Annotated in this window: 12 protein-coding genes; 7 read left to right on the forward strand and 5 right to left on the reverse strand. The window is 75.0% G+C overall.

All coding sequences use genetic code 11. From position 1 onward, the window contains the following. Positions 1-176 precede the first annotated feature (176 nt). From ACZ7EC_RS12315 to ACZ7EC_RS12340, 6 genes are all read left to right on the forward strand, one after another. Positions 177-1073: a universal stress protein gene (locus tag ACZ7EC_RS12315; protein ID WP_471061460.1), complete on the forward strand. Its 897-nt coding sequence runs from the start codon at positions 177-179 to the stop codon at positions 1071-1073. A 158-nt stretch (positions 1074-1231) separates the two neighbouring features. After that, positions 1232-2089, forward strand: coding sequence for a universal stress protein (locus ACZ7EC_RS12320; RefSeq protein ID WP_471061463.1), 858 nt, complete (start codon positions 1232-1234; stop codon positions 2087-2089). Positions 2090-2192: 103 nt separating this feature from the next. Further along, on the forward strand, positions 2193-4571 hold the full coding sequence (locus tag ACZ7EC_RS12325; RefSeq protein WP_471061466.1) for a phosphoketolase family protein: 2379 nt from the start codon (positions 2193-2195) through the stop codon (positions 4569-4571). Positions 4572-4870: 299 nt separating this feature from the next. Continuing rightward, positions 4871-6589: a sensor histidine kinase gene (locus ACZ7EC_RS12330; RefSeq protein WP_471062052.1), complete on the forward strand. Its 1719-nt coding sequence runs from the start codon at positions 4871-4873 to the stop codon at positions 6587-6589. Positions 6590-6781: 192 nt separating this feature from the next. Then, positions 6782-7483, forward strand: coding sequence for a CBS domain-containing protein (locus ACZ7EC_RS12335; RefSeq protein WP_471061469.1), 702 nt, complete (start codon positions 6782-6784; stop codon positions 7481-7483). 31 nt (positions 7484-7514) lie between these two features. Further along, a complete protein-coding gene (locus tag ACZ7EC_RS12340; protein WP_471061472.1) occupies positions 7515-8114 on the forward strand; it encodes an Rv1733c family protein in 600 nt (199 codons plus the stop codon). 93 nt (positions 8115-8207) lie between these two features. On the opposite strand, the gene ACZ7EC_RS12345 is transcribed toward ACZ7EC_RS12340, so the two are convergent. Then, on the reverse strand, positions 8208-8819 hold the full coding sequence (locus ACZ7EC_RS12345; RefSeq protein WP_471062054.1) for a CBS domain-containing protein: 612 nt from the start codon (positions 8817-8819) through the stop codon (positions 8208-8210). A gap of 62 nt (positions 8820-8881) precedes the next feature. Further along, positions 8882-9340: a Crp/Fnr family transcriptional regulator gene (locus ACZ7EC_RS12350; protein WP_471061475.1), complete on the reverse strand. Its 459-nt coding sequence runs from the start codon at positions 9338-9340 to the stop codon at positions 8882-8884. 478 nt (positions 9341-9818) lie between these two features. On the opposite strand from ACZ7EC_RS12350, the gene ACZ7EC_RS12355 reads away from it, so the two are divergent. Continuing rightward, complete coding sequence (locus ACZ7EC_RS12355; protein WP_471061478.1) at positions 9819-10112, forward strand: hypothetical protein; 294 nt, start codon at positions 9819-9821, stop codon at positions 10110-10112. 39 nt (positions 10113-10151) lie between these two features. Here the strand turns inward: ACZ7EC_RS12355 and ACZ7EC_RS12360 are convergent, their stop codons facing one another. The 3 genes from ACZ7EC_RS12360 to ACZ7EC_RS12370 are packed head-to-tail and all read right to left on the reverse strand — an operon-like array spanning position 10152 to position 12469. Continuing rightward, positions 10152-10523 (reverse strand): STAS domain-containing protein, encoded by a 372-nt coding sequence (locus ACZ7EC_RS12360; RefSeq protein ID WP_471061481.1) that lies wholly within the window; start codon positions 10521-10523, stop codon positions 10152-10154. 52 nt (positions 10524-10575) lie between these two features. After that, on the reverse strand, positions 10576-11511 hold the full coding sequence (locus tag ACZ7EC_RS12365) for an ADP-ribosylglycohydrolase family protein (protein WP_471061485.1): 936 nt from the start codon (positions 11509-11511) through the stop codon (positions 10576-10578). A gap of 22 nt (positions 11512-11533) precedes the next feature. Further along, positions 11534-12469 carry a M56 family metallopeptidase gene (locus ACZ7EC_RS12370; protein ID WP_471061487.1) on the reverse strand — a complete coding sequence of 312 codons (936 nt, stop codon included), beginning with the start codon at positions 12467-12469 and terminating at the stop codon, positions 11534-11536.

Consider the following 12469-nt stretch of genomic DNA (forward strand, 5'->3'; position numbering starts at 1 on the left):
CGCGGGCTTCCCGCCGGGAGTCCCGCTGTTCCCAGCGTGCGCCGGGCGCGCCCGGTCGGCACAGGGGCCGCCCGGCCCCCGCGTGGCCCCGGTGGCCCCTGGCCGTCTCGCCGGTCCCGCCCGAGGCTGGAATCGCCGCGCCTGCCCCCGAGGCGACGCCCCTGAGAGGTGGAACCATGACCCGAACCGTCACCGCGGGCCTCGACGGCTCGCCCGAGAGCCGGGCCGCCGTCGAATGGGCGGCGCGCGAGGCGGCGCTGCGCGAGCTGCCGCTGCGGATCCTGCACGTGCGGGGACCCGAACCGGAAACCGGCGCCGACCGCGCCGCCGCCGGGGAATGGGACCGCCAGGTGCGCGAGAGCGCGGCGGGCCTGCGGCGGCGCCACCCCGCCGTCGAGGTCGTCACCGACCAGGTCACCGGCGAACCGGCGCAGGCCCTCGCCGAGGCGGCCGACGGCGCGGAACTGCTGGCGCTCGGCTCCCGCGGTCTCGGCCGGCTCGGCGGATTCCTGATCGGTTCGGCCGGGCTGTCCGTCATCGCCCACACGACCCGTCCGGTGGTGCTGGTCCGTGCGGGTGAAGCGGCCGCCGACGAACACCGGCCCGACCCCTCGGGCATCCCGTCCGCCGCGACCCCGTTCCGGCCTGTCGTCCTGGGTCTCGACATCGACGACCCCGAAGGCCCGAGCCACGCCCTGCTGGAGTTCGCCTTCGACGCCGCCGCGCGCCGCGGTGCCGCACTGCGGGTCGTGCACGCCTGGACGCCACCGCCGTACGCCGCGTACGGCATCCCCGCCGACCCGCCGGTCGTGCCCGCCTTCGGACGCCGGGCGTCCGCCCTGCTCACCGGAGCGCTGCGGCCCTGGCGGCAGAAGTACCCGGACGTCGAGGTGAACGAGACGAGCCGGGCCGGCAACGCCGCGCCGGTCCTGATCGACGCCGCTCGCGACGCCTGCCTGGTGGTCGTCGGGCGCCGCGTCCGCACCAGCCCGTACGGCATCCACATCGGCCATGTCACCCACGCCGTCCTGCACCACGTCGCCGCACCCGTGGCCGTCGTCGCCCACAGCTGAGGCGGCCCACGCGGCGCGGGACAAGTGGCCGCATGCGGCGAGGCCGGTGGTCGAAACGGCCGAAACGGGGCGGTACGGCTCGCGCGCACCGGTGAATCCGTCAACGATGGAGTGCGGGCCCGCCTCGTCGTCGACCCCTACCAGGGAGAGTGAACACGATGGACCTGCCCGTGCTCGTCGGCGTCGACGGCTCCGAGGAGAGCCTGCGCGCCGTGGACTGGGCCGCCGGGGAGGCCGCCCTGCGCGGGGCACCGCTCCGCCTCGTCTACGCCTCGCTCTGGGAGCGCTACGAGGGTTCCCTCATCGCCCAGGAGGTCGGGAGACCGGCCGAGGAGGTGATGGGCGAGGACATCATGAACGCCGCCCGACGCCGGGCCCGGCGGCACCACCCGGAGCTGCGGCTCACCACCTCGGTGCTGGCCGACGAACCGTCGTTCGGGCTGGTGAACGAGAGCAGCACCGCCCGCCTCGTCGTCCTCGGCCGCCGGGGCCGCAACGCCGTCGCCGAGCTGCTCCTCGGCTCCGTGAGCCTGTCCGTCGCCGCCCGTGCCCACTGCCCGGTGATCGTGCTGCGCGGAGCGCCCGAGGACCGGCCGGGCCGTGTCGTGCTCGGCGTCGCCGGTAAGGCCGCGGGGACGGCCGCCGTGCGGTTCGCCGCCGAGGAGGCGGCGCTGCGCGGGGTGCCCCTGGAGGCCGTGCGGGCATGGCGGCGGCCCGCGCACGCCACCACCGGGCACCCGCTGCTCGCCGGCGGACCCGCCCACGCGGAGGAACAGGAGGCCGCCGAGGCTCTGGAAGAGGCCCTGCGGAACGTCCCCGAGAAGCTGGAACAGCATCGGCGCACCGCCGAGGGACACGCCCGTGACGTCCTCGTCGACGCCTCCCGCGGCGCCGGACTGCTCGTCGTCGGCGCCCGGCGCCGCACCGGCCGCTTCGGCGCCCGGCTCGGCCGCGTCGCCCACGGGGTACTGCACCAGGCGGCCTGCCCGGTGGCCGTCGTACCGGAGACCGACTGACCGCGCCCGCGGACGACTCCGCAACCCCGACCACGCACGCACCCCGCCGACATCGCACGCGCACCCCTGACGTCGTACGAACCTGACGCCGATCGGAGTCCTCATGACCGAGGCCGCCTCACGGGAAGCCGCTCTCACCGAGGAGGAGCTGCACTCCCTGGACGCGCACTGGCGCGCCGCCAACTACCTGGCCGCCGGCCAGATCTACCTCATGGCCAACCCGCTGCTCACCGAGCCGCTGCGCCCGGAGCACATCAAACCGCGGCTGCTCGGCCACTGGGGCACCTCGCCCGGACTCAACCTCGTGTACACCCACCTCAACCGTGTCATCAAGGCCCGCGACCTGGACGCGCTGTGCGTGTGGGGGCCGGGGCACGGCGGCCCGGCGGTCCTCGCGGGCTCCTGGCTGGAGGGCAGCTACAGCGAGACCTACCCGGACATCAGCCGGGACGGGGCCGGTATGGAGCTGCTGTTCCGGCAGTTCTCCTTCCCCGGCGGCGTGCCCAGCCATGTGGCCCCCGAGACGCCCGGCTCCATCCACGAGGGCGGCGAACTCGGCTACTCCCTCGCGCACGCCTACGGCGCCGCCTTCGACAACCCCGGCCTGCTCGTGGCCTGCGTGATCGGCGACGGCGAGGCGGAGACCGGGCCGCTCGCCGCGTCCTGGCACTCCGACAAGTTCCTCGACCCGGTGCACGACGGCGCCGTCCTGCCCATCCTGCACCTCAACGGCTACAAGATCGCCAACCCGACCGTGCTCTCCCGGCTCCCCGAGAGCGAACTCGACGCCCTGCTGCGGGGATACGGCCACGAACCGCTGTACGTCAGCGGCGACGAGCCCGCCGAGGTGCACCGCGCCCTCGCCGCCGCCCTGGACGACGCGCTGGACCGGATCGCGCGGATCCAGCGCGGTGCCCGCGAGGACGCAGACACCGAGCGGGCGCACTGGCCGGTGATCGTGCTGCGCACCCCCAAGGGCTGGACCGGCCCCGCCGAGGTGGACGGCGTGCCGGTCGAGGGCACCTGGCGGGCCCACCAGGTGCCGCTGCCGGGCGTACGCGAAAACCCCGAACACCTGAGGCAGTTGGAGCGATGGCTGCGCTCGTACCGGCCCGAGGAACTCTTCGACGCGGACGGCCGGCCCCGCGCCGACGTGCTCGCCTGCGTCCCCGAGGGGGCCCGGCGCCTCGGGGCCGGCCCGCACGCCAACGGCGGCGTCCTGCTGCGCGACCTGCCGCTGCCGCCCCTGGACACCTTCGCGGTGGCCGTCGACAAGCCGGGCACCGCCCTGCACGAACCCACCCGGATCCTCGGCGGCCTCCTCGAACAGATCATGGCGGACACCCGCGAGCGCCGGGACTTCCGCCTCGTCGGCCCGGACGAGACCGCCTCCAACCGGCTCCAGGCAGTCTTCGACGCCAGCGGCAAGGCATGGCAGGCCGCCGTCCTGCCGGTGGACGAGCACCTGGACCGGCACGGACGAGTGCTGGAGATCCTCTCCGAACACCTCTGCCAGGGCTGGCTGGAGGGGTATCTGCTCACCGGCCGGCACGGACTGTTCTCCTGCTACGAGGCGTTCGTGCACATCGTCGACTCGATGGTCAACCAGCACATCAAGTGGCTCAAGACAGCACGCGAGTTGTCCTGGCGGGCCCCCATCGCCTCGCTCAACTACCTGCTCACCTCGCACGTCTGGCGCCAGGACCACAACGGCTTCTCGCACCAGGACCCCGGCTTCGTGGACCACGTCCTCAACAAGAGCCCCGAGGTGGTCCGCGTCTATCTGCCGCCGGACGCCAACACCCTGCTGTCGGTGGCCGACCATGTGCTGCGCAGCCGCGACTACGTGAACGTCGTCGTCGCCGGGAAGCAGCCCTGCTTCGACTGGCTGACCATGGACCAGGCCCGCGCCCACTGCGCGCGCGGCGCCGGGATCTGGGAGTGGGCGGGCACGGAGAACGGCGGCGAACCCGATGCCGTCCTTGCCTGCGCGGGCGATGTCCCCACCCAGGAGGTGCTGGCCGCCGCCCAGTTGCTGCGCCGGCACCTGCCCGACCTCGCGGTACGGGTGGTCAACGTGGTCGACATGACCCGGCTGCTGCCGCACGACGAACACCCGCACGGGATGACCGACTTCGAGTACGACGGCCTCTTCACCACCGACAAGCCCGTCATCTTCGCCTACCACGGCTACCCCTGGCTGATCCACCGCCTCGCCTACCGCCGCACCGGCCACCGGAACCTGCATGTGCGCGGCTACAAGGAGTCGGGCACCACGACCACGCCCTTCGACATGGTCGTCCGCAACGACCTCGACCGCTACCGCCTCGTCATGGACGTCATCGACCGCGTCCCCGGCCTCGCGGTCCGTGCCGCCGCCGTCCGGCAGGCCATGGCCGACGCCCGCAGCCGCCACCACGACTGGATCCGCGCGCACGGCACGGACCTGCCGGAGGTCGCGGAGTGGACCTGGGGCGGCTGAGGTCAGGAACCGCCACCGGGCGGGCGGGGCCAGCGCCGCGAGAGAGCGGCACCGCGGGGGACCGGTGCCGCTCCCGAGGACACTCTCACCCGGCTCGCAGGCGTCTCGCGAGTGCCGTTCGGACCCGTACCGGGGGCCGTACGGCCCCGGCCCGCCGGCCGCGGCACGTGCCCCCGGCACGCCGGGGATCACAGGCCGGCGAGGGCACGGCCGCGTATCCCTTCCCTGTTCCCAGCGGCTAACGTGTCCTTCGGAACCCGTCGGTTCGCGGCCTGGGCCGGTGGGGAGTGGAGGGCGTGGTGACCGGAACGGAGGAGCCCGGCGTGCGGCTGCCGCAGCTGAAGCTGGACGAGCTGCTGGAGGAGCTGCAAGCAAGGATCGACGCGGCCCGCGGCACCCGCGACCGGGTGCACAGCCTGCTGGAGGCGGTCCTCTCCGTCGGCCGCGAACTCGACCTGGAACACGTCCTGCGCTCCATCGTGGAGGCCGCGGCGGCGCTGGTGGACGCGGAGTACGCGGCCCTCGGCGTCATCGGCCCGGACGGCACGACCCTCGCCGCGTTCCACACCGTGGGCCTGTCCGCGGAGCGGATCGCCGAGATCGGCCCCTACCCGGAGGGCCACGGCATCCTGGGCGAGCTGATCCGCCACCCGGAGCCCCTGCGCCTGCCGAAACTCTCCAGCCACCCGGCGTCGTACGGCTTCCCGCCCGGCCACCCGCCGATGAGCACCTTCCTCGGCGTCCCGATCCGCGTCCGCGACCAGGTCTTCGGCAACCTGTACCTCACCGAGAAGCGCGGCGGGACCGACTTCGACGAGGAGGACGAGTCGGTCCTCGCCACCCTCGCCGTCGCCGCCGGCGTCGCCATCGACAACGCCCGCCTCTACGAGGACTCCCGGCTGCGCGAACGCTGGCTGATGGCGAACGCCGAGATCAGCCGCAGTCTGATGTCCGGCAGCGAACGCGCCGAGGCCCTGGACCTGATCGCCGAACACGCCCGCGAGATCACCGGCTCGGCCCTCGCCGCCGTCGCGATGCCGATGCCGGACACCGAGGCGCTCGGCGTGGAGATCGCCGTGGGTGCCCAGGCCGACGCCCACCGCGGGCTCGTGCTGCCCCTGGACCGGAGCCTGATGGGCCTCGCCTTCACCGCCGCCGCCCCGGTCACCAGCGACGACGTCGCCCACGACGCCCGTGTCCGCCAGGAGCCGCCGCGCTTCGACGGCCTCGGCCCCGCCGTCGCCGTCCCGATCGGCACCGGCGAGGGCGGCGCCCGCGGTGTGCTCCTGCTGGCCCGCGAGAGCGACCGGCCGGCGTTCTCCGGGAAGGAGACCGAGATGCTGCGGGGCTTCGCCGCGCAGGCCGCGATCGCGATGGAGCTGGCCCAGCGCCGGCAGGCCGCCCAGCAGATCGCGCTCCTGGAGGACCGCGACCGCATCGCCCGCGACCTGCACGACCTCGCCATCCAGCGCCTCTTCGCCACCGGCATGACCCTCCAGAGCGCGGGCCGCTTCATCGAGCACCCGCAGGCCGCCGAGCGGGTGATGCGCGCCGTGGACGACCTGGACGAGACCATAAAGATCATCCGGTCCACCATCTTCGGGCTGCGCGCCCGCGAGGGCGCCGCGGCCGGCGGGCTGCGCGCCTGCGTGGTCCGGGTGGCCGGCGAGGCCGCCCCGGTGCTCGGCTTCGCGCCCAGCGTCCGCATGGAGGGCCTGCTCGACACCGACGTGCCCGGCGAGATCGCGGACCACGTGGTCGCCGTACTCTCCGAGGCCCTCACCAACATCTCCCGGCACGCCCACGCCGACCGCGCCGAGGTGCTGCTCGCCGCCGACGGCCGCGAAGTGCGCCTGCGGGTCCGCGACAACGGCGTCGGCATCCCCGCCGGGGGCCGCCGCAGCGGGCTGCGCAACATGGCGGAACGCGCGGAGCGGCTCGGCGGCCGGCTCGACATGACGAAAAGCGAGGGCGGCGGCGCCACACTGGAGTGGCGGGTCCCGCTGGCCCCGGCCTAGCGACTTCCGCCCGGACCGGACCGGGGGGAGCGGTGCCGGGGCCTGCGCGCCGTGCGTGATCCAGACGAGCGGCCCTCGTCCCGGCGCGCCGGGACCCGTGGGCACCGGTTGGGGCCGCCCGGCCCATGACACCGGCCGGGCGGCGGCCACAGGCTGAACGTGCGCACGGCACCAGAGCCCCTGGAGGAAGCCATGGACAGCACTCCGGCCACCGTGGACGACGTGATGACCCGCAGGGTGCTCGCCCTGCGCACCGGCGCGGGCTTCAAGGACATCGTGCGTGCCATGCGCGAGTGGCGGGTCGGCGCCGTGCCCGTGCTGGACGACGCCGGACGCGTGGTCGGCGTCGTCTCCGAGGCGGACCTGCTGCCCAAGGAGGAGTACCGGGACCACGACCTCGACCGGTACGGCAGGACGCGCCACCTCGCGGACCTGGCGAAGGCCGGAGCGGCGAGCGCGCGGGAGCTGATGACCACCCCGCCGGTCACCGTGGCCCCGGACGCCACCCTCGGCCACGCCGCGCGTCTCATGGCCCGCGCCCGCGTCAAGCAGCTGCCGGTCGTGGACCCGGAGGGCACCCTGGTGGGCATCGTGAGCCGTTCCGACCTGCTGAAGGTGTTCCTGCGCGGCGACCCGGAGATCGCCGGGGAGGTCGGCCGCGAGGTCGTGACCCGTCTCTTCGGCCCTGAAGCGGCCGGGATCCGGGTGGAGGTGCACGATGGTGTGGTGACGCTCAGCGGCCGGGTCCCGGACCCCGCGCTCGTACCGCTCGCCGCGCGCCTCGCGCGGGCCGTGCCCGGTGTGGTGGACGTGCGGTGCGCGCTGGCCGGGCCGCCGCGCCACCCGGATCTGGACCCGGACCTGCCGGACGCCGAGTCGGCCGGTATCCGCTGAGGGGCCGCCGGCGCGAGAGGAGGCGGTGACGATGACACGGACACCTGCCACGGCGGTCAGGCCGGTACGGCTGTGGCGGTGGCGGCGCAATCCGCTGCGCCGGCACAGCGATGTCGTCGAAGCCTGGATCGTCCTGACCACCTGGCTGCTCGTCCTCGTCTGCGGGATCCTCGCGGGACTGCTCGCGGCTCGGGCGTCCGCCGCGTCGTACGCCGCCCGGCTCGCGCGGGTGCACCCCGTCACGGCGGTGCTCACCGATCCCGCCGAAACCTCGCCCTCCGGCAGCGGCTACGACGACGGGCGGGTGTGGGCCACGGTGCGCTGGACCGACGCGGACGGCTCGGTGCACACCGACCGGGCCAAGGTCGCCCCCGGCGCCCCCGCCGGAAGCAGCTTCACGGTCTGGGCGAACCGCGCCGACCACCTCGTCACCCCGCCGGTCACCGGCGCCTCGGCCGACCTCCAGGCGGCCCTGACCGGCGTCCTCGTCGGCCCGGCGGCCGGCACGGCCGTGTGGTGCGCGGGACGGCTGGTCCGGGGCCGGCTCATCCGGCGCAGGATGGCCGAGTGGGACGAGGAGTGGAAGCAGATAGGACCGCGCTGGGGCAACCTCAGCGGCGGTCGCGGGTGACCGCCGCCGGGGAACCGGCGCCCGGCGGCGCTTTCCGGGAGAGAGCAGGTTTCCCGCGAACCGGTACCGTACGAACCTGCTCACGGGGAGCGCTCAGCCCTCCGTCAGATGGCAGTCCACCCCTACGACGCCCTCCACACCCCGCACCATGCGCACCGCGAGCGGGATCCGCGTACCGTCCGTGACCTTGCCGGTCAGCGTCACGACCCCGTCGACCACCACGATGTGCAGCGGCTCGACCGGTGCCGGGAACAGCACGTCCAGCACGTCCCGCCGGATCTCGTCGGCCAGTTCACGGTCCTCGCGCAGGAACACCTTGAGCAGGTCGCCCCGGCTGACCACGCCCTCCAGCACTCCCTCCGACGTCACCACCGGCAGCCGCTTGACGCGCTTGAGCGCCATGATGCGTGCCGCCTCGGCGAGCGTGGCGTCCGCGTGCACGGTGACCGCCGGCGTGCTCATCAGCTCCTCCGCGCTCACCCCTCCGGCCTTGGCCAGGTCGCCCAGCCGGCGCCGCTGGGTCATCCGGTCGGGATCGCTGTCCCGGAACTCCTCCTTGGGCAGCAGGTCCGCCTCGGAGACCACGCCGACCACCCGGCCGTCGCCCTCCAGCACCGGCAGGGCGCTGACGTGCCACTGCTCCATCCGCGCCACGATGTCCTTGAACAGGGCGGTGCGCCCCACCGCCACCGCGGCGCGCGTCATCACGTCGCCGACCCGGCTCGGGCCCCCGGTCGCGCGGGTCTGCGGTGCGGGCGGCCGGGCGGTCACTCGGGGCTCCCGCTGCCGTAGGGCCCGTAGAGGTCGAGCAGCCGGATCCGGGAGGCGTGCAGCCGCTGGGCGACCACGCGGCCGACCCAGCGGGCGATCGCCCGCCCGAACTCCGGGTCCTCGTCGCAGTGGCCGAGCACGGGGCCGGCGTCGAACTCCCAGGCCCGGACCGGACTCGTCGTCTCGGCGCCCAGCTGCCAGATGTGCGGCGGGAAGTGCCAGGACCAGCCGATCAGTTCGCCGTGCCCGAGGGTCTCGATGACGGCGGGCCGGCGGCCGGGTACGCGCAGGTCGAGGGCGACGGAGCCGGTGCGCACGATCCAGAAGCGGTCGGCGCGCCGCCCCTCCTCGAACAGCCGGGTGCCGGCCCCGAAGGAGACCTCGCGGGCGAGCGCCATCAGCCGATCGCGCTGTCCGGGGTCGAGTGCCGTGGTCACGGTGGTGGCGGAGGTCATCGCACCGGCTCCCTTCCTGGGGTCGTGGTCCCAGCGTGGGCGGGTCAGCCCGGCGCCGCCACAGGTCGCCCGGACCCGGCGCGGGGGCCGTTCGGCCCACGGACGGGCGCGGGTACCGAACGGAACCGGAGCATCGCCGAGCCGGAACGCGGCGGGGGCGGAGCCGGAGGGGGACGGGGCGGGGAAAGCCACCCGCTTCTCGCGGATCCTGATTGCGCGGTGCGCGGCTCCCGGCCGCTTCTCCGCGTCTCGACGGCTCTCCCCGCCACCACCAGCACACCACGAGATGCGCCGGGGCACCAGTGCCGCCCGATGGCGGGACGACCCCGCAGGGGAGCCGTGCGGCCGACCCGGTATGGGGGCCGTGCGGCCCCAGCCGAACGTCGTCCAGATGGCGCACCATGGAGGACAAGCGGAGGGGGACGTAGACACGCAAACCCGTCGAGGGGGCGCGGAGCGGAGAAGAGAGGCTGAGAGCATGGTCTTCGCATCTTGGACCACCCCCGGAGTCTTCACCGGCCGGGGCGGTGCGCGCACCGTCGAGGCGGGCGTCCTCACCGGCGACCTGACCGTCCACACCACCTGGGACGGCCGCGAGGCCGATGTGTCGGTGCAGTACAGCGGCACCTCCGAGTGGTTCACGCTCAGCGGCAGCCCGGTGCCCTGCCGCTCCGAACGCGCCAGCCGGGACCTGCACCAGGAGGTCGTCGAGTCCATCAGGAAGGGTGCCGAGGCCACCGTCCCCCCGTTCCACCAGACCGCCACCTCGTAGCGGCGCGCACCGGCAGGGCGAGTCCGGCGGTGGCGCCCGTCAGGCGTCCAGCGCCTCCCGCACGCTCGGATAGCAGCGGATCAGGTCGGTGAGCCCGACCAGCTCCAGGGTGCGCTGCACGGGCCTGCGCACCCCGGCCAGGCGCAGCCAGCCGTCCGGCTCATGGGCCTGGTGGGCGGCGATGAGCACGTTGATGCCGCTGGAGTCCATGAACCCCACCCCGGCGAGGTCGGCGACCGTGCGCGGCGCCTCCTCGGCGGACGCGGGCATCAGCGCGCGCCGCAGGGCGCCCGCCGTCCGGTGGTCGACCTCGCCGGCCACCGTGACCACGACAGCCCCGCCGTGTGCCGCCCGGCCGACCGCCAGCCCCTCCGGGTCCAGTGATTCCTCGGTGCCCGCCCTGTCCGCCATCCTTGCCCCGGCCCTGTCCGAAGGTCCCTGGAGGTCCCTGCCCGAACCCCCGTCACCGGCCGCCTTCCCCGTTTTCCCCGGACAATGCCGCCCAGTTTCCCGGCAACGGCTCCCGGCGCTCCAGCCAGGCGCGCGGTACGGTCGCCACCCCGGTGCGCGCGGCCACGATGCCGCCGGCGATGGCAGACGTGGTGTCCACGTCGCCGAACCCCTCCGCGGTGCTCCACAGGGCGGCCACGAGGTCGTCGCGATGGCGGGCGGCGCACCAGACGGCGAACGGCACCGTGTCGTCGGCACGGATCCGCCGCCCGCTGCCGAGCAGGTCCGAGGCGTGCCGGGGCTCGGTCGTGAAGGGCACCCCCGCGGCACGGGCCAGCCCGTCCCGGACCGCGCCGACCGGGGTCAGGGCGGCCACCTCGGCGACGGTCAGCGCGCCGCGCGCGGACAGCGCGGCCGCGACCGCCACGGCGACCGCTCCGGCGATGCCCTCGGGGTGGGCGTGGGTGACCTCCGCGGAGCGCGTCGCCTCCGCGACGACTCGGGTCAGGCTGCCGTGGAAGAACGCGCCGAGCGGCGCCACCCGCATCGCCGCGCCGTTGCCGAGACTGCCCTGCCCGCCGAACAGCTCGCGTGTGAACTCCCGCCAGCGGTCCGGGCCTTCGAGCAGGCGCGGCAGCAACTGGTGCATGCCGTGGCCGTACCCACGGCCGGGGTCGGCGTCGTAGCCGAGGGCGAAGGCCAGGGCCAGCTCGCGCGGGCGGATCTCGCCGTGTTCGTCCAGCACCCGCAGCAGGGCGAGGGCCATCGCCGTGTCGTCGGTCCAGCGCCACGGCGATTCCTCGGGGGCCTGCCGGGCGCGGATCTCCCGCAGGGCGCGGCGGGGTTCGCGAAAGAGCGGGAACCAGCGTTCGCCGAAGGCGTCGCCGAGCGCCAGGCCCTCCAAGCTGCGGCGGGCGGCGGCGCGGTCCGTGGTCGCGGTGACGGTCATGGCCCCGATTCTGCCCGGCGGCTCACAGTGGTGTGGCGGCGTGCAGCACAAAGGCCAGGGTGAGCGCGGAGTTGGCCGAGAACATCGCGGACAGCGCGGCCCCGGCGGCCGCGGTCCACACCGCGAGACCCGCCGCCGTGAACAGGGACGGCCAGGCGCGGGCGGCGGGTGCGGGACCGAGGAGGGCGGCGACCCGGCGGGGGAGCGGCCCCGGCGCGGCGAGCGCGGGCAGTGTCGGGGCGGGCGCCGGCCCGGTGGCGGCCAGCGCCGCCCTGCCGATCGCACGGGCCACCACCCGGCGGCTGCCCACGGCCCGCGCGGCCTCCTCGTCCGCCCACCGCTCCGCCGTGTACGCCACCGCGGTGCGCAGCGGCAGCAGGAACGGGTTGGCGCGGGCGGCCAGCCGGACCAGCAGCAGATGGCGGTGGTGCCGGGCGGCGAGATGGGCCCGCTCGTGCGCGAACAGCGCGCGGCGCTCCCGCGCGGCCAGCGAGCCGAGCATCCCCGTGGACACCACGATCCGGTCCCGCCCGCCGCCGGGCAGCGCGTAGGCGTACGGCGCCGGGTCCGCCAGCACGGCCACTCCGGTGCGCGGTAACCCGGCGAGCGCCCGGTGGGCCCTCCGCCGTACCCGTACATGGCGGGCCAGGGTGCGGGCGCACGCGGCGAGGACCGCGAGCAGCGCGGGGATCGCGGCCTTGCCCGCGATCTCGTGCCGGGGCACGCTCGCGCGCACCTCCGGGTCCGACCAGCCGTCGGGCAGCGGATTGCCCGGCAGTTGGGCGGTGCCGACCACCATCAGCAGGGCCAGGCACACCGTGCTGCACAGCGCCATCACGGTGGACACCGACGTCAGCAGCACGGTCGCGGTGCGCGGGTGCAGCCGCTGCTCGGCCAGCCGGGCGATCGGCCACGCGGTCAGCGGCAGGACCAGGGGCAGGAAGACGAAGATTCCCAT

The sequence above is a fragment of the Streptomyces sp. NPDC037203 genome (genome assembly GCF_055605065.1).